The 18382-nt window shown below is 74.0% G+C and carries 13 protein-coding genes; 8 read left to right on the top strand and 5 right to left on the bottom strand.

Annotated features, from left to right (window positions below; genetic code table 11):
* The first annotated feature begins 16 nt into the window (after window positions 1-16).
* Window positions 17-1849 (top strand): 2-oxoglutarate dehydrogenase, E2 component, dihydrolipoamide succinyltransferase, encoded by a 1833-nt coding sequence (gene sucB, locus B124_RS06435; RefSeq protein ID WP_496501687.1) that lies wholly within the window; start codon window positions 17-19, stop codon window positions 1847-1849.
* Window positions 1850-1943: 94 nt separating this feature from the next.
* On the opposite strand, the gene B124_RS06430 is transcribed toward sucB, so the two are convergent.
* Window positions 1944-5888: an nSTAND1 domain-containing NTPase gene (locus B124_RS06430; protein ID WP_496501686.1), complete on the bottom strand. Its 3945-nt coding sequence runs from the start codon at window positions 5886-5888 to the stop codon at window positions 1944-1946.
* Between the two features lie 225 nt (window positions 5889-6113).
* Here B124_RS06430 and B124_RS06425 point away from each other — a divergent pair, with 225 nt between their 5' ends.
* The 4 genes from B124_RS06425 (at window position 6114) to aceE (ending at window position 12242) form a co-directional block, all read left to right on the top strand.
* On the top strand, window positions 6114-6893 hold the full coding sequence (locus B124_RS06425; protein WP_496501685.1) for a hypothetical protein: 780 nt from the start codon (window positions 6114-6116) through the stop codon (window positions 6891-6893).
* Window positions 6886-8235 carry a copper amine oxidase gene (locus tag B124_RS06420; protein WP_496501684.1) on the top strand — a complete coding sequence of 450 codons (1350 nt, stop codon included), beginning with the start codon at window positions 6886-6888 and terminating at the stop codon, window positions 8233-8235. The genes B124_RS06425 and B124_RS06420 overlap by 8 nt, the downstream gene beginning before the upstream one ends.
* Window positions 8236-8408: 173 nt before the next feature.
* Window positions 8409-9032, top strand: coding sequence for a GntR family transcriptional regulator (locus tag B124_RS06415; RefSeq protein WP_496501683.1), 624 nt, complete (start codon window positions 8409-8411; stop codon window positions 9030-9032).
* Between the two features lie 504 nt (window positions 9033-9536).
* A complete protein-coding gene (gene aceE / locus B124_RS06410; RefSeq protein ID WP_496501682.1) occupies window positions 9537-12242 on the top strand; it encodes a pyruvate dehydrogenase (acetyl-transferring), homodimeric type in 2706 nt (901 codons plus the stop codon).
* A 169-nt stretch (window positions 12243-12411) separates the two neighbouring features.
* Here aceE and B124_RS06405 read toward each other — a convergent pair whose 3' ends face one another.
* The gene (locus tag B124_RS06405) at window positions 12412-12519 is read right to left on the bottom strand and encodes a methionine/alanine import family NSS transporter small subunit (protein ID WP_496501681.1); all 108 of its coding nucleotides are present in this window, start codon (window positions 12517-12519) and stop codon (window positions 12412-12414) included.
* Entirely contained in the window at window positions 12519-14066 is a 1548-nt protein-coding gene (locus B124_RS06400) for a sodium-dependent transporter (RefSeq protein ID WP_496501680.1), read from the bottom strand. Before B124_RS06400 ends, B124_RS06405 begins: the two co-directional genes overlap by 1 nt.
* Window positions 14067-14131: 65 nt before the next feature.
* Here B124_RS06400 and B124_RS06395 point away from each other — a divergent pair, with 65 nt between their 5' ends.
* On the top strand, window positions 14132-15142 hold the full coding sequence (locus B124_RS06395) for a helix-turn-helix transcriptional regulator (protein ID WP_496501679.1): 1011 nt from the start codon (window positions 14132-14134) through the stop codon (window positions 15140-15142).
* On the opposite strand, the gene B124_RS06390 is transcribed toward B124_RS06395, so the two are convergent.
* Window positions 15124-16089 carry an SDR family oxidoreductase gene (locus tag B124_RS06390; protein WP_496501678.1) on the bottom strand — a complete coding sequence of 322 codons (966 nt, stop codon included), beginning with the start codon at window positions 16087-16089 and terminating at the stop codon, window positions 15124-15126. The two genes, B124_RS06395 and B124_RS06390, sit on opposite strands and share 19 nt — an antisense overlap.
* A gap of 156 nt (window positions 16090-16245) precedes the next feature.
* Between B124_RS06390 and B124_RS06385 the strand changes: the two genes are divergently transcribed.
* Complete coding sequence (locus B124_RS06385; RefSeq protein WP_496501792.1) at window positions 16246-16767, top strand: DUF4240 domain-containing protein; 522 nt, start codon at window positions 16246-16248, stop codon at window positions 16765-16767.
* A gap of 94 nt (window positions 16768-16861) precedes the next feature.
* Here B124_RS06385 and B124_RS06380 read toward each other — a convergent pair whose 3' ends face one another.
* Window positions 16862-17410 carry a GNAT family N-acetyltransferase gene (locus B124_RS06380; protein ID WP_496501677.1) on the bottom strand — a complete coding sequence of 183 codons (549 nt, stop codon included), beginning with the start codon at window positions 17408-17410 and terminating at the stop codon, window positions 16862-16864.
* Between the two features lie 54 nt (window positions 17411-17464).
* On the opposite strand from B124_RS06380, the gene B124_RS06375 reads away from it, so the two are divergent.
* Window positions 17465-18358: a TIGR01777 family oxidoreductase gene (locus B124_RS06375; RefSeq protein ID WP_496501676.1), complete on the top strand. Its 894-nt coding sequence runs from the start codon at window positions 17465-17467 to the stop codon at window positions 18356-18358.
* Window positions 18359-18382: the final 24 nt, after the last annotated feature.

The following is an 18382-nucleotide window of genomic DNA, read 5'->3' as shown; positions in this document are numbered from 1 at the left end:
AGGAGCAACCGAAACCATGGCGGTTTCCGTAACCCTGCCGGCGCTCGGCGAGAGCGTCACCGAGGGCACCGTCACGCGCTGGCTCAAAGCCGAGGGCGAGCGTGTCGAGGCCGACGAGCCGCTGCTCGAGGTCTCCACCGACAAGGTCGACACCGAGATCCCCTCCCCCGCCGCCGGAGTGCTGTCCTCCATCAAGGTGGCCGAGGACGAGACCGTTGAGATCGGCGCCGAGCTGGCCGTGATCGACGATGGCGCGGGCGGCGTCGCGGCGGCGCCCGCGCCGGCCGCCGAGCAGGCCCCGGCCCCGGCTGCGGCGCCCGCCGCCGCGCCGGCTCCGGCACCCGCACAGGCGCCGGCCGAAGCCCCGGCTCCCGCCGCGGCGCCGGCCCCGGCGCCGCAGCAGCCCGCGCCCGCGCAGGCCGCCGGCGGTGCCCAGGGCACCGATGTCACGCTGCCCGAGCTGGGCGAGTCGGTCACCGAAGGCACGGTGACCCGCTGGCTCAAGCAGGTCGGCGAGCAGGTCGAGGCCGACGAGCCGCTGCTGGAGATCTCCACCGACAAGGTCGACACCGAGATCCCCTCCCCGGCGTCCGGCACGCTGCTGGAGATCGTCGTCCAGGAGGACGAGACGGCGGAGGTCGGCGCCAAGCTGGCCGTCATCGGCAGCGGCGCGGCCACCCCGGCGGCGCCCGCCGCCCCGGCCGCACCGCAGGACGCCGCTCCGGCGGCTGCGGCTCCGCAGCCCGCCGCCGCGCCGCCCGCCCCGGCCGTCGCCCCGGCACCCCCGCCGCCGCCCGCGCCGCCGGCTCCGGCCGCGCCCCCGGCGCCCGCCGCGCCCCCGGCTCCGGCCGCTCCGCCGGCCCCCGCCGCCGCGGCTCCGGCGCCCCCGCCCACGGCGCCCGTCGCCGAGGGTGCGTACGTCACGCCCCTGGTGCGCAAGCTCGCCGCCGAGTCCGGCGTCGACCTGGCCACCGTCAAGGGCTCCGGCGTCGGCGGCCGGATCCGCAAGCAGGACGTCATCGCCGCCGCCGAGCAGGCCGCCCGCGCCGCCGCCTCCGCCCCGGCCGCCGCCCCCGCGGCGCGCACGGCGGGCCGGCCCGCGGCGCCCGTGCTGGAGGCGTCGCCGCTGCGCGGCCAGACCGTGAAGATGCCGCGCATCCGCAAGGTCATCGGCGACAACATGATGCGCGCCCTGCACGGCCAGGCCCAGTTGTCCACCGTGGTCGAGGTGGACGTCACCCGCATCATGCGGATGCGGGCCCGGGCGAAGGACGCGTTCGCGCAGCGCGAGGGCGTGAAGCTCTCGCCGATGCCGTTCTTCGTCAAGGCCGCCGTCCAGGCGCTGAAGGCCCACCCGGTCGTCAACGCCCGTATCAACGAGGACGAGGGCACGATCAGCTACTTCGACACCGAGAACGTCGGTATCGCGGTGGACACGGACAAGGGCCTGATGACCCCGGTCATCAAGGGCGCGGGCGACCTCAACATCGCCGGCATCGCCAGGAAGACGGCGGAGCTGGCGGACAAGGTCCGCAGCAACAAGATCACCCCGGACGAGGTCTCGGGCGCGACCTTCACCATCAGCAACACCGGCTCGCGCGGCGCGCTGTTCGACACGATCATCGTGCCGCCGAACCAGGTCGCCATCCTCGGCCTCGGCGCCACCGTCAAGCGGCCGACGGTCGTCGACCACCCGGAGCTGGGCGAGACGATCGCCGTGCGGCACATGACGTATCTGACGCTCTCCTACGACCACCGCCTGGTGGACGGCGCCGACGCCGCCCGCTACCTGGGCACGGTCAAGGGCCTGCTGGAGGCGGGCGAGTTCGAGAGCGAGATCGGCCTGTGAGGCGAGCCTTCCGGTAGCCGTACGAACCGGCCGCGCCCCCGCCGACGAGCAGCAGCTCGGGCGGGGGCGCGGTCGTGTTCCGGGCCGGGTCCTGTCAGCAGGTCTCCCGGTATCCCGTCCCCGGCAGGTACGCCTCCCAGTCGGCCCGCGACAGACCGCCGCCCGCGCGGGCGCACACCGCCTGCCGCGCCCGCTCCGGGTCGGCCGGGTAGGCGCGCGGCGCGGAGTGCCGGCCGACCGCGTAGACCTCGCTGCCGTCGGGGCTGAAGGACACCGCGAGCAGCTCGTCTCCGGCCGTCGGCAGGCTGCCGCCCAGCGACTGGTTCGACGCGGTGTCCCACAGCCGCAGCGTCCCCGAGACCCCCGCCACCGCCAGCGTGCGGCCGTCCGGCGAGAACGCCAGCGCCGTCGCCGGCTCCGCGGCACCCGTCTGCATCCCCCGGTACGTACCGGGCAGGACCCCGAGCCGGCGGCGGCCCGCACCGTCCCACAGCGTGACGCGGCCGGAGTCGTCGCCGGCGGCGAGGAAGCGGCCGTCCGGGCTGAACTCCACGGAGCGCACGCCGTCCTGCGCCAGCGGGCGCGGGGTGACTCTGCCGCCGCGCAGGGTGACGAGCTGGTCGTCGCCGGTGGCCAGCAGTCCGCCGCCGGGGTCGAGGGCCAGCGGGTCGCCGCCGGCCTCCGGCAGCCGCCGCACGCGCTCGCCGCGCGAGACGTCCCACACCTCCAGGGACTCCCGGTCGGGTATGCGCGAGAGGATCAGCTTGCCGCCCGCCCCGTAGGCGAGGCTGTTCAGCGGGTTGGTACGGGCGGGATCCGGGGTGACGTCCAGGGTCCGCACGACCCGGCCCGTCTCCGTGTCCCACACCCGCACCCGCTCCGGCTCGTCGCCCATCACGCTCGGCAGCGCGTACGCCAGCCTGCGGCCGTCCGGGCTGAACGCCATCAGCGGAATGCAGAAGTCCGCGACGGGATCCAGCCCTTCCGGCACCCGGCACGGCAGCGGCGGCGGCATCTTCGGCATCCGGTCCCCGCGCGTGTCGCGCATGTCGCGCACCTCGAACACGCCCCGCGCCCCCGACCGGCGGGCGGTGGCCAGCTTGCCGCCGTCCGGGCTGAACACCGCGCCCTCCAGCCGCCGTTCGTGCCAGCCGGCGCCCGCGATGCCGTCCAGCCGTACGGTACGCACCACGTGACCGGACAGCCCGCTGAGGTACCGCAGCTCCGCGTTGCCCGGCGTCACGCGCAGCTCCGTCGCGTACTCGCTGACCAGCGGGTGGCGCAGCACCGGCGCCGAGGCGTCGGCCGTGCGCCAGACGATCAGCTCGTCCGGGCCCACGGCGGCGACCAGCGAGCCGTCGCGGCTGAACTCGATCTCCGAGAGCCCGTCGCGGTCCACCTCCAGCCGCTTGCGTCCGGTCGCCACGTCCAGCACCCGGAAGCCGGAGTCGTTCATGACGACGATCCCGCGGCTGTCCGGCGTGAACTCCAGCGCCGTCGTGCCGGGGCCGCAGGCGTCCCGGGCGCCGGGGAACGCGCGCACCATGCGCTGCCGCCCGCCGGTGCGCCACACCTGCGGCACGCCGCGGTCCGGGCACACGACGACGAGCCGGTCGTCGGGGCTGACGTTGCTGAACCAGCCGGTGTCGCCGGTGCCCGTCGTGTAGGAGAAGAGCCGCTTGCGGCTGCGTACGTCATGGAGCACGAGGTGCGTGCGGGTGGCGTCGGGGGACCAGGTGTGCGTCACGTACGTCCGGCCACTGGGCCCGAACCAGCCCGTCGAGCCGGGTATCTCGCCGCGGCCGGGGCGCAGCCGCACACCGCCGTCCTCGTCGGCGACGGCGAGGGTGCGGCCGTCGGGGGAGACCTGGAAGTCGGACTCGTCGGCGGGGTGGCCGAGGCCGGGACCGGAGCCGACCCGGCGGTGCGTGGCGACGTCCCAGCGCTCGGTGCGGTCCTTGCCGACGCTGGTGACCGTGGTGCCGTCGGCGCTGAGGAAGCGCTGCGCGCGGGGCTCCCCGGACTGCGGGAGGGCGAACGAGTCGGACTCGCGCTGGTGCAGCGCGCCGAGCAGGGCGCCGCGGGTCTCCGGGGTGTCGGCGAGCCGCCAGGCGGCGACGCTGAGCTGCATGGCCCGTACGGGATCGGTGAACCGCAGGCTGCCGGCGACGGCGGCGACGCGGCGGGCCTCGGCGCGGCGGTGCTCTGCGTCGGCGGCGCGGTCCTGCTGCCAGGCGAACAGCCCGGCGACCAGGGCGAGCACGAGCAGCGCGACCAGCGTGGTGAGCAGGCCGCGGAACCGCCGCTTCTCCCGGCCGCGGGCGGCGGTGCTGGCGGCGAGGAACGCGCCCTCGCCGCCGGTCAGCTCCTGCGGCCGGTCGGCGAACAGCTCCTCGGCCTCAGCGAGCCGGCTCCCCCGGTACAGCGCCCCCGGGTCGCGGTCCAGCTCCTCCCAGCCGTGGGCGGCCTCGGTGAGCCGCCGCAGGGCGCGCATGCGCTCGCGGTCCTCCTCGATCCAGCCTCGCAACCGGGGCCAGGCGGTGAGCAGCGCCTCGTGCGCGAGGTCGACGACGTCGTCGTCGAGGGTCAGCAGGCGGGCCTCGACGAGCCGTTCGAGGACGTGCCCGACGTCGGCGGCGGGATCGCCGGGCGCGGGCGGGTGTGCCGGGTCGCCGTCGCGGTGCGCGGGCCGGGCGGCGGGACGGCGGGCGGGCGCGGCTGACGGGCGGGAGGGCTTCCCCGGCCCCGTCCCGTCCCGGGCCCCGGTGCCGCCGTCCCCGCTGTTCCCGCCTGGGGGTGCCGCGTGCGCCGCGATCTCCGCCAGTTCCGCCCGGGGCGCCGGGCGGCGGGTGTCCTGGGAGCCTTCGCCCGGGGAGACCAGGCGGAGCAGCGCGCGGCGGGCGGCCTGTTGCTGAGCCGGCGTCAGTTCCCCGTAGACCCGCTCCGCCGTCCTCGCGATGGCGCCGCGGACGCCTCCCGCCGCCTCGTACGCCTCCTCCGTCAGCGACCTGCCCCGCCTGCGGTGCCACGTCTCCAGCAGGACGTGCGACATCAGCGGCAGCGCGCCCGGCTCGCCGTCGACGTCCTTGAGGATGCGCGCCGTCAGGGCCCGTTCGACGATCAGGCCCTCGGCCGCCGCGGGCCTGACCACCGCCTCGCGCAGCTCCGCCGGCGACATCGGGCCGACGAGCAGTTGGGCGTCGCGCAGCGCTTCGGTCAGCGCGCGGTGCTCGGCGCAGCGGCCGTAGAAGTCGGCCCGGACGGCGATGACCACCCGCAGCCGGCGCGCGGGGTCGCGGGCGGCGAGGAGGCGGTCGAGGAAGGCGGCGCGCTCCCCCAGGTCCTGGCAGAGGGTGAAGACCTCCTCGAACTGGTCGACGAGGAGATACGTGTCGCCCTCGGCCGGGGCCGCGTCGAGCACGTCGGCATGGGTACGCGCCGGGTGCTCGCCGGGGGTGAGGATGCGCAGCGCGGCGGGCGGCGGACAGACCGGTCCCCCTCCCTGTGCGCCCGGCTCCCGCTGCTCGTCGCCCTCGCGGTCCGCGCCCCGTACGCCCCCCGACTGGAGGGCCGGTACGAGCCCTGCGCGCAGCAGCGACGACTTGCCGCTGCCCGACGGGCCGAAGACGGCCGCGAAGCGGTGCGCGCGGACCAGCTCCACGAGGTCCGCGGTGAGCCGGTCGCGGCCGAAGAACCGCTCGCGGTCGCCGGGTTCGAAGCGGGCCAGGCCGCGGTACGGCGGCACGGCGGCGCCGGACCGCGGCGGCTGCTCCGCCTCCTCCGCCGCCGCCAGCCGCCAGCGCCACTCCCACTCGCCCGGGTCGCCGCCGCAGCCCTGCACGTACGCCAGCGCCACCGGCAGCGAGGGCAGCCGGTCGCCGGCGGCGGCCTGCGACAGTGCCGTCACCGAGTACGGCCCGCGCGCGGCGAGCTGCCGGTAGGTCGGTCCTCCTGCTTCGGCCCGCAGCTTGCGCAGCTCGTACGCGAAACGCTGGACCGGGCCCGCGGACGGATCCACGGGCTTCTCCCGCCGCCCCATGGGCGGACCCCCTCGTTCCCCTGCTCCCCCTGGTCACCAACCACGATAAACCGCCCCGCCGACACGGCCCGATGGCCCCGTGTCCCGCACGCCGGCAACTGGCCCGGGATTGTTCAGAACGGCTGGAAGGGGGTGCTGAACAACCGTCCGGGCCGATCTAATCTCTCGGGACCGAAGACAAGGGAGGGACTTCCCATGAGCACATCGGGGGGAGGCCGCCGCCGCATGCGACAGCGCATCGTGTGGGGGGCGGTGACGGCCGTCGCGGGCACCGCCGCCGCCGTCGTCGTGGCCGTGCCGCTCGGCGCGGCGGGCGACGACCAACAGGACGGGGATCCGGGGGCGTCCGCGTCGTCGCCGGTGCCCGGCGCGGTGGGGACGCCGGGCGCCGGGGGGCCGGGCACCGCCCCGCTCCCGACGGACGAGACCGGCACGGGCAGCGACCCGCTGACGCCGCAGGAGGAGCAGCGCGCCGAGGAGCTGGCGCTCGCCGGGGACCGGACGCTGCGTACCGAGAGCGAGGGCGTCCGGGGCCGCGAAGGCGTGCCGCAGCTCGTCAACACCGACCTCGCCGACACCTCGGTGAGCGCCGGCGACGACCGGATCGCCGAGGTGTACTTCTACGACTACGCGCGGGACACGCTCATCCTCAAGAGCGTCAATCTCGCCAGCGACGAGGTCGTGGACACCGTCGAGTCCACCGGCGCCCAGCCTCCGCCGGCCGCGCCGGAGGCGGCGGCAGCCGCCGACCTGCTGGTGGACAGCCCCGTCGGGGCCGGTCTGCGGCAGGACTACAAGGCGGCGACCGGCGAAGAGCTGACCGGCGCAGAGCAGTTGCAGGTCCAGGGGATGACGTACACGGCACGCCAGGGTGACTCCGGCGGCCTGGAGAAGTGCGGGGAACACCGCTGCGTACGGCTCTTCACCCGGGTCAGGAACGGCCCGTGGATCGACACCCGCGACTTCGTCATCGACCTGAGCGAGCGGAAGGTGCACCATGCGTAACGCCACGACCCACGGGCCGGACGCGCGGCGCCGGCCCGCGATCTGGCGCAGGGGCGCCGTCGCCGGCCTGGTCCTGCTGCTCCCGGCCGCCCCGGCGGCGATCCCCGCCGCCAGCGCCACTCCGCAGCAAACACAGCAGGCACCGCAGGCACCGCAGGCGGCGGCGCCGGACTGCAGCGAGGAGTACCGGATCACGCACAAGCTGCCCAACGGCACCGAGTGGCAGATGTGCTACCGCAACAACGACTACGCGGGCCTGGTCCTGGAGGATGTCTCGTACAAGCCGAAGGGCGCCAGCAACGCCGTCCCGGTGCTCAACAGCGCCCGCCTCGGCCAGATACACGTGCCGTACGACGACGGGGACATCGAGTACTACGACGTCACCGAGATAGCCCTCGGCTCCGCGCCCGTGTCGCTGGAGGAGAAGGACTGCCCCGGCGGGACCCGCCGCCCGGTCCGGGTCGGCGGCGAGGCGTACGACGCGGTCTGCGTCACCCAGCAGCCGCGCGGCTTCGCGCACTTCGGCAACAGCTGGGACGTCGGCGAGGAGAACGGCCGCAACGACAGCGCGCAGGGTGACGACCTCGTCGTCTACACGATCCACTCGGCGGGTTACTACTACTACATCACCCAGTGGAACTTCTCCGACGACGGCACCATCAGCGCCAAGGAGGGCGCCACCGGCAACCTCTCCCCCGGTGACTTCGACGCCTCGGACAAGCAGGGCTGGCCGATCGGCAAGAACTCGGAGGACCGCGCGACCAGCCACCAGCACAACGTCTTCTGGCGGCTCGACTTCCAGACGGACAGCGAGCACCCGGCCAAGATCCAGCAGTACGACACGAAGCGCACCGGCACCGGCGAGGGCGGCTACCCGGCGCAGGAGACGACCCGCACGAACGTCACCGAGGAGACGTCGGGCAACTCCGGTTCGCACCGCTGGTGGCGGGTGAGCGGCACGGCGGGCAAGAACGGCGACGGGCACACGCGGTCCTGGGAGCTGGTGCACAGCAACAACGCGCGCTACACGGGCCGGAAGTTCACGAGCAAGGACGTGTGGTTCACGCAGTACAAGAGGTGCGAGAAGTTCCCGAACCACAACCGGCAGTTCGACAGCAACTGCGCGAAGAACATCGTGGACGCCACCAACGGCGAGCAGCTCAAGCACCCGATCGTCTGGATGAACGTCGGCTTCCACCACATCGCCCGCGACGAGGACCAGACGCCGATGCCGGTGCACTGGCAGGGCTTCCAGATCTCGCCGCGCGACGTGACGGCCATGAGCCCGCTCACCCCGGACCGGCTGCGCGAGCCGCAGTACAACGGTGATCCCTTCGACTGAGCAGGCGTGTCGCTCACGCGCGCGTACGCGCGGAGACACGCGCCAGCGCACGCTGACGCGCGTCGCCTGACGCGCACCCCGCGGCGCCCCTGCCCGGCTCCGGTCCGGGCGGGGGCGCCGTATTCTCGTCTCCACCCCCCCGCGCGTCCGCGTGAGATCCCGAGGAGATGCCGATGCCCCCTTCCGTCGTCCACCCGTCGCTGCGCGAGCAGATCCGCGAGCACATCGTGGAGGGCGTCGTCAGCGGGCGGTGGAAGCCGGGCGAGCGGATCGTGGAGCGGCGTATCGCGGTCGAGCTGGAGGTCAGCCAGACGCCGGTGCGCGAGGCGCTGCGCGAGCTGGAGAGCATGCGGCTGATCGAGTCGGCGCCGCACAAGGGCGTACGGGTCCGCGACCTGACGGCCGCCGATCTGGAGGAGATCTATCCGGTACGGGCCGGTCTCGAGCAGATCGCGGCGGAGCTGGCGGCGCCCCGGCTGGCGGCGGACGTCTCGGCGCTGGAGCCGCACGTGGCGGCGCTGCGGGAGGCGGACGCGAGAGGCGACGGCGGGGCGCAGGTCAGACACACCGTGGCGTTCCACCGGGAGCTGGTGCGGGCGTCGGGCAACAGCGTGCTGCTGCACACGTGGGAGTCGCTGGGCATCGAGATCTACACGTCGCTGGCGATCCGCTGGCTGGGCACGCGCCAGCAGGCGTACGCGGAGGAGCACGCGGAGATCGTGGAGGCGTTCCGCCGCCGCGACCCGGCCATCGCGGAACTGGTGAAGTCCCACGTCCTGGGCTGCGCGCCAGCGTAGTGGGGGCGTTGCCCCCACTACCCCCACCGGGGCTCCGCCCCGGCCCCCTCGGGTCCCGCCCCGAACCCCCGGGGCCGGGCACCCCGTGCCCGGCCAGCCGTACGGCGCGTGCCGCCCCGGTCGCCGGCAGGTCCGGCGCCGAGACACCGATCGCGTCCCGCGACGTGGTGCAGCGCATGGGACGCCACGACTCCGCAGACCGCGACCCTGACACGCGGTCTCGCCCGCCGGCAGCCGGTCCATCCTTCGCGGGCAGCGGCTTCTTCGCCGCGCTGAGCGCGAAGGTCGCGCCCCGGACCCGGGACAGCTCCGCGCCCGGGGTCCGCATCACTTACACCACCCGGCGGGACGCCATCGAGACACCCCGCCGTGCGTCCGCAGGCACTGCGTGCACGGAGGGCTGGCACGGCATGCCGACTTTGGGCTCTCCGACACTTATTTGCCGTCCAAGCTTTGATCGATCATCGATCGGAGACTTACAGTTCGGGTTGAGGAGGTAGTGCCATGCACAGTCAGCTCGACCAGCTCCCCGACCGCGACCCGCAGGAGACCGCCGAATGGCGCGAGTCCCTGGACGCTGTGGCACAGCACGCCGGCCCCGACCGGGCCGCGCAGTTGCTCCGCAGCACGGTTGCGTACGCCGGTGACACCGGTCTGGACGTTCCCGCGCTGCTGGAGACGCCGTACGTCAACACCATCCCCACGGCCGCGGAGCCCGAGCTGCCCGGGGACCCCGAGCTGGAGCGGCGGATCGCCGCGTGGAACCGGTGGAACGCCGCCGCCATGGTGACCCGCGGGTCGCGGTACGGGCTCGGGGGGCACATCGCCACCTTCGCCTCCGCGGCCTGGCTGTACGAGACCGGCTTCAACCACTTCTTCCGCGGCAAGGACGACCCCCGCGCCCCCGGCTCCGGCGACCAGCTCTACGTCCAGGGCCACGCCTCCCCCGGCATCTACGCCCGCGCCTTCCTCGACGGCCGGCTCTCCGAGGCGCACCTCGACCGGTTCCGCCAGGAAGCCGGTGCCGGTGCCGGTGCCGGACCCGGCGAGGGGCTGCCCTCGTATCCGCACCCGCGGCGGCTGCCCTGGCTGTGGGAGTTCCCGACCGTCTCCATGGGCCTCGGCCCCCTCTCCGCGATCTACCAGGCCCGGTTCAACCGCTACCTCACCCACCGCGGCATCAAGGACACCTCGGCCAGCCACGTGTGGGCCTTCCTCGGCGACGGCGAGATGGACGAGCCCGAGTCGACCGCGGCACTCGCCCTCGCCGCCCGCGAGCAGCTCGACAACCTCACCTTCGTCATCAACTGCAACCTCCAGCGCCTCGACGGCCCCGTACGCGCCAACTTCAAGGTCGTCCAGGAGCTGGAGGCCCAGTTCCGCGGCGCCGGCTGGCATGTCGTCAAGTCGCTGTGGGGCTCCGCCTGGGACGAACTCCTCGCGCTCGACACCACCGGCGCGCTCGCCCGCCGGCTGCGGGCCGTGCCGGACGCGCAGTTCCAGACGTACGCCACGCGCGACGCCGCGTACATCCGCGAGCACTTCTTCGGCGCGGAGCCCGCGCTGGCCGAGCTGGCGAAGCTGCTCACCGACGACAAGATCCTCGACTGCTTCCACCTCTCCCGCGGCGGTCACGAGCCGCGCAAGGTCTACGCCGCGTACCGCGCCGCCCTCGCGCACGAGGGCGCGCCGACCGTGATCCTGGCGCAGACCGTCAAGGGCTACAGCCTCGGCAAGGGCTTCGCGTCCCGCAACGCCAACCACCAGATGAAGAAGCTCACGATGGCGGAGTTCCGCGGCATGCGGGACCTGCTGGAGCTGCCGGTCCCGGACAGCGCGCTGGCCGGCGACCTCGTGCCGTACGCCCACCCCGGCCCCGACTCCCCCGAGGTGCGCTACCTCCAGGAGCGCCGCGCCGCGCTCGGCGGCCCCGCGCCGGCCCGCCGGGTGCACCCGGTGGTGCTGCCGGAGCCGGCGGCGAAGCCGTTCGACGCGCTCAAGAAGGGCTCGGGCAGCCAGGAGATCGCGACGACCATGGCGTTCGTACGCCTGGTCAAGGACCTCATGCGGGAGAAGGAGACCGGTCGGCGCTGGGTGCCGGTGGTGCCGGACGAGGCCCGGACGTTCGGCATGGAGTCGCTCTTCCCGAGCGCCGGGATCTACTCCCCGGGCGGCCAGACCTACGACCCCGTCGACCGCGACCAGCTCCTGTACTACAAGGAGGCGGCGGACGGGCAGATCCTCAACGAGGGCATCACCGAGGCCGGTTCGCTGGCGGACTTCACGGCCGCGGCCACGTCGTACGCGACGCACGGCGAGCCGATGATCCCGTTCTACATCTTCTACTCGATGTTCGGCTTCCAGCGCACCGGCGACCAGTTCTGGGCGCTCGCCGACCAGTTGGGCCGCGGCTTCGTCATCGGCGCCACCGCCGGCCGTACCACCATGACCGGCGAGGGCCTGCAGCACGCCGACGGCCACTCCCCGCTGCTGGCCGCCACCAACCCCGCGGCGCTGATCTACGACCCGGCGTTCGCGTACGAGGTGGCGGTCATCGTCAAGGACGGGCTGCGCCGCATGTACGGGCAGGCCGCCCCCGGCGAGGACCCGGACGTCTTCTACTACCTCACCGTCTACAACGAGCCGAAGGTCCAGCCGCCCATGCCCGCGGGCGTGGAGGAGGGCATCCTCCGCGGCCTCTACCGCTACCGGACCGCCGAGCTCCCCGCCGGGGCCGCCGCCGAGGACGCCCCGCGCGCCCAGGTGCTGGCCTCCGGCACCGCCATCCACTGGGCGCTCGACGCCCAGCGACTGCTCGCCGAGGACTGGGGTGTCGCGGCCGACGTCTGGTCCGCCACCTCCTGGAGCGAGCTGCGCCGTGACGCCCTGTCCTGTGACGCGGCGCAGCTTCGCGGCGAGGACCGGGTCCCCTACGTCACCCGTGCTCTGGAAGGCGCACCGGGCCCGGTTCTCGCCGTCAGCGACTGGATGCGGCAGGTGCCCGACCAGATCGCGCAGTGGGTCCCGCAGGAGTACACGTCGCTGGGCACGGACGGCTTCGGCCTCTCCGACACCCGCGAGGCGGCCCGCCGGCACTTCGGGGTCGACGCGGAGTCGATCGCGGTGGCGGTGCTGGACCGGCTGGCGCGGCGCGGCGCGGTGAAGAAGGAGACGGTCGCGGAGGCGGCGGCGAAGTACGGGCTGGCCTGAGCCCTCTGTGGCGTACGGGCCCGGCCTGCGGAGGGCGCAGGCCGGGCCCGTATCAGGCGCCGGGTCCGGTCCGGTCGGGTGCCGGAGCTGGTCCCGTCGGGTGCCGGAGCTGGTCCCGTCGGGTGCCGGAGCTGGTCCCGTCGGGTGCCGGAGCTGTCCGGCGCCGGTGTCAGTCCGGCTGGTCCGGGAAGCTGTGCAGCTTGAGCAGCGCGGCGACCAGGCCGCCCCAGACGATCACGATCGCGATGACCAGCATGACGATGGCGCTCGCCGACATCAGTTGCCCTCCTTCGCCGGTTCCGGGTCTTCCACGGGCGCCGCCTCCGGTGCCCGGCCGCCGATGTCGCCGTGGTGCCGCCACGGGATCAGCGCGGCCAGCAGGCCGACGAGCAGCGCGGCGGCGGCGACGCCCCAGCCGGCCCAGGCGAGGAACGAGCCGGGGTACCCGGCGTAGTTCTCGTCCAGCTCGGTGCGCAGGCTGTCGATCATCATCCAGCCGAGCACCAGCGGCGTGACGAGCCCCAGGCAGAGCAGCCACACGGGCCCCATCCGCACCGCGGACGTGGCGTTGGCGTCGCGCTGCAGCAGCGGCAGCCGGCGCAGCAGCCAGGCCACCACGACGACCGACACGAGGCCGGCGAGGACGATGCCGTACTGGTTGATGAAGTGGTCGGCGGCGTCGAGCAGCGGGAGCCCGCCGTCGTTGGCGAACGCCAGCACCGACACCGCGGTCAGCAGGCCGCCCACCAGCGCGACGGCCGTCCTGCGGGACAGGCCCGTACGGTCCTCGACCGCCGCGACCTGCACCTGCACGATGCTCACCAGCGAGGTGAGGCCGGCGATCACCAGGGACAGGAAGAACATCACCCCGAAGAACGCACCCCCGGGCATGCTGGAGATGATCGCCGGGAACGCCACGAACGCCAGCCCCACGCCCGAGGTCGCCACCTCGTCGACGCCCACGCCCTGCTCGGCGGCCATGAAGCCGAGGACCGAGAACACGCCGATGCCGGCGAGGATCTCGAAGGAGCTGTTGGCGAAGCCGGCGACGAGCGCCGAACCGGACAGGTCCGACTTGCGGCCCAGGTAGGAGGCGTACGTGATCATGATGCCGAAGCCGATGGACAGCGAGAAGAAGATCTGCCCGTACGCGGCGACCCACACGCTGCCCTCGCCGAGCGCGCTCCAGTCCGGCTTGAACAGGGCGTCCAGGCCCTTGCCCGCCCCGTCCAGGGTGACCGCGCGGACGACGAGGATGCCGAAGAAGACCAGCAGCGCGGGGATGAAGACGCGGTTGGCCCACTCGATGCCCCGCCGCACGCCGAACCACAGGATGACGAGGCAGACGAGCCACACGCCGAGCAGCGGCCACATCACGCCGGGCACGAAGGTGGAGTAGGAGCCCGGTTCGCCGGCCTTGAGGAAGTCCCCGGCGAAGAAGGCGTCGGGGTCGTCGCCCCACGCCTTGTCGACCGAGAAGCCGACGTAGCGTACGGCCCACGCCACGATCACGGCGTAGTAGGCGGCGATGACGAAGCAGATCGCCACCTGCCACCAGCCGATGGCCTGGGCGGGGCGGGCGAGCTGCCGGTAGGCGCCGGGCGGCGAGGAGCGGTAGCGGCGGCCGATGACGTATTCCATGATCAGCAGCGGCAGTCCTGCCGTCAGCAGGGCCACGAGATACGGCAGGAGGAAGGCGCCGCCGCCGTTGTCATAGGCGACATAGGGAAAACGCCAGATATTGCCGAGACCGACCGCGGATCCGATCGCGGCGAAGAGGAAGCCTGCCCGGTTTCCCCAACGCTCACGAGGCTCGTTGGACATATAAAACTCTCTTGTTCTTGGTGCAGTACCGAAGGACGGTATCAAGGCGCTGCATGATGGCTGGCATGCGCGCCGCCCGTCTCATCCACCTGGTCCTGCTCCTCCAGTCCCGGGCCCACATGACCGCCGCCGAGCTGGCGGAGCAACTGGAGGTCTCCGAGCGGACGGTCGCGCGCGACGTGCAGGCGCTCGCGGAGGCGGGCGTGCCGGTCTACGCCGACCGCGGGCGGACCGGCGGCTACCGGCTCGTCGGCGGCTACCGCACCCGGCTCACCGGGCTCGGGCGGACCGAGGCGGAGGCGCTGTTCCTGTCCGGCGTGCCGGGCGCGCTGCGGGACATGGGGCTGGCGGACGCGGGCTCCGCGGCGCGGCTGAAGGTGTCGGCGGCGCTGCTGCCGGAGCTGCGCGGCGCCCCGGAGAGCGCGGCGCAGCGGTTCCACCTCGACGCGCCGGGGTGGTGGCGGGAGCCGGACGCGCCGGAGCTGCTGCCGGCGGTGGCCCGGGCGGTGTGGGCGGACCGGACGCTGACGGTGGCGTACCGGAGGCGGCCGGAGGCGGCGGCGGTCGAGCGGGAGCTGGAGCCGTACGGGCTGGTGCTGAAGGCGGGGGTCTGGTATCTGGTCGCGCGGGTGCCGGGAGCGGGGGGTGCGTACCGGGTCTACCGCGTGGAGCGCTTCGAGCGGGCGGAGGTGCCGGCGGAGGGCGCGGGCTTCGAGCGGGACGAGGGCTTCGACCTGCCGGGCTTCTGGGCGGAGCGGGCCGCGGCGTTCGCACGGTCGATCCTGCGGGACGAGGTGACGGTGCGGCTCTCCCCCGACGGCCTGCGGCGGCTGCCGGCCGTCACTGACCGGCTCGCCGCCGAGGACGCCGTGGCCGGCGCCGGGGAGCCGGACGACCGGGGGTGGACGGCCGTCCGGCTGCGGGTGGAGTCCGCGGACGTCGCGTACACCCAGCTCCTCGCGCTCGGCCCGGACGCGGAGCTGCTGGAGCCGCCGGAGCTGCGCGCGCGGTTCGCGGCGGCGGCGGCCCGCAGCGCCGAGCTGTACGGGCGGGAGCCCTACGGGCGGAGCCGGTAGTCCTCCGGGTCGCCGGGGTCGCCGCCGCGCGCCAGGATCGTGAAGTACGGCATGGCGTCCGGCTGGGTGCCGTCCGTGTCCGTGAACCCGTACTCCTTCGCCATCTGCCCGCTGCTGAGGGACTGCCCGTTCCACCGCGTCCGGTCCGGGTCCGCCGCGAGCGCCGCCACCGCGCGGCCGACGAGGGCGGGCGACTCGGCGAGCGCGAAATGCCGCTCCTTGGCGATCGCGTCGCGCCAGTTCTCCTCCGTCACCCCGAAGTGGTCGAGCATCTGCTCGGAGCGCAGGAAGCCGGGCGTGAGAGAGACCGCGGTGGCGCCGGCCCCCCCGATCTCGTGACTGAGGTTGAAGGCCATCCGGATCGGCGCGTTCTTGGTCAGGTCGTAGAAGAACATCTCCCGGTACGGCCTGTTGAACTCCGCCGTCCCGTCGGTGATCTCGACCACAAGACCGCCGCCGGTGCGCAGGAGCAGCGGCAGCGCGCAGTGGCTGGTGATGATGTGGCTCTTGACCCCGAGCTCCATCATGCGCAGGCCGCGGTCGAGGTCGGCCTCCCACATCTTCTTGCCGAACTCGATGAGGTGCTCCCCGCCCCACAGGTCGTTGACCAGCACGTCCAGACGGCCGTGGTCGCGCTCGATCCGGGCGATCAGGGCCCGTACGGCGTCGACGTCGAGATGGTCGACGGCGACCCCGACGCCCTCGCCGCCGGCGGCGGTGACCAGCTCCCCGGTCTCCTCGATGGTCTCGGTGCCGCGGCCGACCTCGCTGACCTGCTGCCGGGTCGTACGGCCCGTGGCGTACACGGTGGCGCCCAGCACGCCCAACTGCACCGCCATCGCCCGGCCCGCACCCCGGGTGGCGCCCGCGACCAGGGCGACCTTCCCGCGCAGCGGCTTCTCCACGGCGGTCGGAACGGGCTTGTCCCGTTTCTGCTCTTCGCTCATGTGCACACCGTGCCAGCGAAACCGGACATCTCCTGTCTGGTTTTCCGGCGGGTTGCGGACGCGGGTGGTGAACGGGTGGTGAAAGGGGCTCCGGGCGGATCCGATCCCGTCGCTCCGCGTGCGTACGCGCGGCGGAGGGCAGATGCTGGATCCGTGATGGAGGAGTCGGAGTTCTGGGAGCTGATCGACGGCGCCCGCGAGGCCGCAGACGGCGACCCCGGGGTCCAGGCCGACCTGCTCGTGGACCGGCTGACGGGGCTGGACCCGGACGGCGTGACCGACTTCGCCTGCCACTTCGAGTCGCGGATGAACCGCGCGTACCGCATGGACCTGTGGGGCGCGGCGTGGGTGCTGCTCGACGGGGTCAGCGACGACGCCTTCGACTCCTTCCGCAGCTGGCTCATCGGGCAGGGCCGGACGGTCTTCGAGGGCGCGCTGCACGAGCCGGACGACCTCGCTGACCTGCTGGAGGACTTCGACGAGGAGACGGACGGGGAGGCCGAGGACCTGGCGTACGCGGCGGACGAGGCGTACGAGCGGCTGACGGGGCTGAAGCTGCCGGAGCCGGAGCTGCCGGAGGCACCGGCGGAGCCGGTGGGCGAGGCGATCGACTTCGAGGACGTACGGGTGCTGGCGGGGCGGTTCCCGAAGCTGTGGGCGCTGTACCGGGAGGACTGAGAGCTGTCAGGGGCCTTCCGGGGGGTCCGGAGGGCTTCCGGGGTTGGGGACCAGGGCAGGGCCGGGGGTCGTACGGGCCTGCCGGGGGCGCGCGTCAGAGAAGCGTGCGCCCCATCAGCACGTCGTCCACGTACGTGCCGTCCAGCAGGAACTCCTCCGGCAGCACCCCCTCCACCGCGAACCCCTCCGACTCGTACAGCCGCCGCGCCGGCGCGTTGTGCCCCAGCACCCGCAGCGTCAGCCGCCGCGCCCCGGCCGCACGGGCGTGCTCCACGCCCGCCCGCAGCAGCGCCCGCGCGATACCCGCGCCGCGCGCCTCGGGGTCCACGACGAGGCCCTGGATCTGGCGTACGTGCCCGTTGACCGCCAGCGACGTCGGCGGGACGACGCAGATGTAGCCGACGACGCGGACCGGGCCCGCGGCTGCCGCGGGCAGCTCGGCGACGAGGTAGTCCTCGGGTCGGTGGCGCTCGTCGAAGAACGGGGCGTCGGGGCCGGGCGCGTCGGTCACCGCGTGCAGATGCGACCAGGTGGCGACGTCGAGGTCGTGGAGCCGGTCCCCGTCGGCGGCGCTCGCGGGCCGTATGCGCGGTCCGCCGCCGCCCGCCGCCCCGCCGCCGGCGCTCTCGTGCACGTCAGTCATGCGCTCACTCTGACACGAGCTGACGGGGGACGGCATGCGAGGCAGGATGGGCTCATGCGCATCGCGGTCTCCGGCTCTTCCGGACTCATCGGCTCCGCCCTCGTCGGCTCGCTGCGGACCGACCGGCACGACGTCCTGCGGCTGGTGCGGCGGGAGGCGAGCGCACCCGACGAGGTGAGCTGGGATCCGCAGCGGGGGTACGTGGACACCGCCCGGCTCGACGGCTGCGACGCCTTCGTGCACCTCGCCGGTGCCGGCATCGCCGACCGGCGCTGGACCAAGCGCTACAAGCGGGTGCTGCGCGACAGCCGGGTGCTGGGCACCGCGGCCGTCGCCGACGCCCTCGCCTCGCTCGACCGGCCGCCGGCCGTCCTCGTGTGCGGCAGCGCGATCGGCTACTACGGCGACACCGGGGACCGCCGCGTCGACGAGACCGCGCCCCCGGGGCGGGGCTTCCTCGCCGACCTGTGCCAGGAGTGGGAGACCGCAACCGGCGCGGCGGAGGAGGCCGGGATCCGCACCGTCCACGCCCGTACGGGCCTGGTGGTCTCCCGCAAGGGCGGGGCATGGGGACGGCTGTTCCCGATCTTCCGGGCCGGTCTTGGCGGCCGGCTCGGCAACGGCCGGCAGTACTGGAGCTTCATCTCCCTGCATGACCACATCGCCGCGCTGCGCCACCTCATCGACACGGAGTCCCTCTCCGGGCCGGTGAACCTCACGGGCCCGGAGCCGCTGACCAACCGCGAGGTGACGGCGGCGATGGGGCGGGTGCTGCACCGGCCGACCCTGTTCCCGGTGCCGGCGACGGCGCTGCGGGTGGCGCTGGGCGGGTTCGCGGAGGACGTGATCGGCAGCCAGCGGGTGGTGCCGCGCAAGCTGCTCGACTCGGGGTTCACGTTCGCGTTCCCGGGGATCGAGGAGGCGCTGCGGGCGGCGATGCGGCGGTGAGGACGGGGCTCGGCGCGCTGCCCC

Source organism: Streptomyces sp. CNP082 (genome assembly GCF_059570535.1).
Note: the sequence above shows the minus strand (reverse complement) of the source record. Positions and strands in the feature narration are given on the sequence as shown.

Excerpts from the sequence above, each read along its gene's own strand:
- sucB (WP_496501687.1), top strand. The coding sequence starts at position 17 with ATGGCGGTTTCCGTAACCCTGCCGGCGCTCGGCGAGAGCGTCACCGAG.
- B124_RS06430 (WP_496501686.1), bottom strand. The coding sequence starts at position 5,888 with ATGGGGCGGCGGGAGAAGCCCGTGGATCCGTCCGCGGGCCCGGTCCAG.
- B124_RS06425 (WP_496501685.1), top strand. The coding sequence starts at position 6,114 with ATGCGACAGCGCATCGTGTGGGGGGCGGTGACGGCCGTCGCGGGCACC.
- B124_RS06420 (WP_496501684.1), top strand. The coding sequence starts at position 6,886 with ATGCGTAACGCCACGACCCACGGGCCGGACGCGCGGCGCCGGCCCGCG.
- B124_RS06415 (WP_496501683.1), top strand. The coding sequence starts at position 8,409 with ATGCCCCCTTCCGTCGTCCACCCGTCGCTGCGCGAGCAGATCCGCGAG.
- aceE (WP_496501682.1), top strand. The coding sequence starts at position 9,537 with ATGCACAGTCAGCTCGACCAGCTCCCCGACCGCGACCCGCAGGAGACC.
- B124_RS06405 (WP_496501681.1), bottom strand. The coding sequence starts at position 12,519 with ATGTCGGCGAGCGCCATCGTCATGCTGGTCATCGCGATCGTGATCGTC.
- B124_RS06400 (WP_496501680.1), bottom strand. The coding sequence starts at position 14,066 with ATGTCCAACGAGCCTCGTGAGCGTTGGGGAAACCGGGCAGGCTTCCTC.
- B124_RS06395 (WP_496501679.1), top strand. The coding sequence starts at position 14,132 with ATGCGCGCCGCCCGTCTCATCCACCTGGTCCTGCTCCTCCAGTCCCGG.
- B124_RS06390 (WP_496501678.1), bottom strand. The coding sequence starts at position 16,089 with ATGAGCGAAGAGCAGAAACGGGACAAGCCCGTTCCGACCGCCGTGGAG.
- B124_RS06385 (WP_496501792.1), top strand. The coding sequence starts at position 16,246 with ATGGAGGAGTCGGAGTTCTGGGAGCTGATCGACGGCGCCCGCGAGGCC.
- B124_RS06380 (WP_496501677.1), bottom strand. The coding sequence starts at position 17,410 with ATGACTGACGTGCACGAGAGCGCCGGCGGCGGGGCGGCGGGCGGCGGC.
- B124_RS06375 (WP_496501676.1), top strand. The coding sequence starts at position 17,465 with ATGCGCATCGCGGTCTCCGGCTCTTCCGGACTCATCGGCTCCGCCCTC.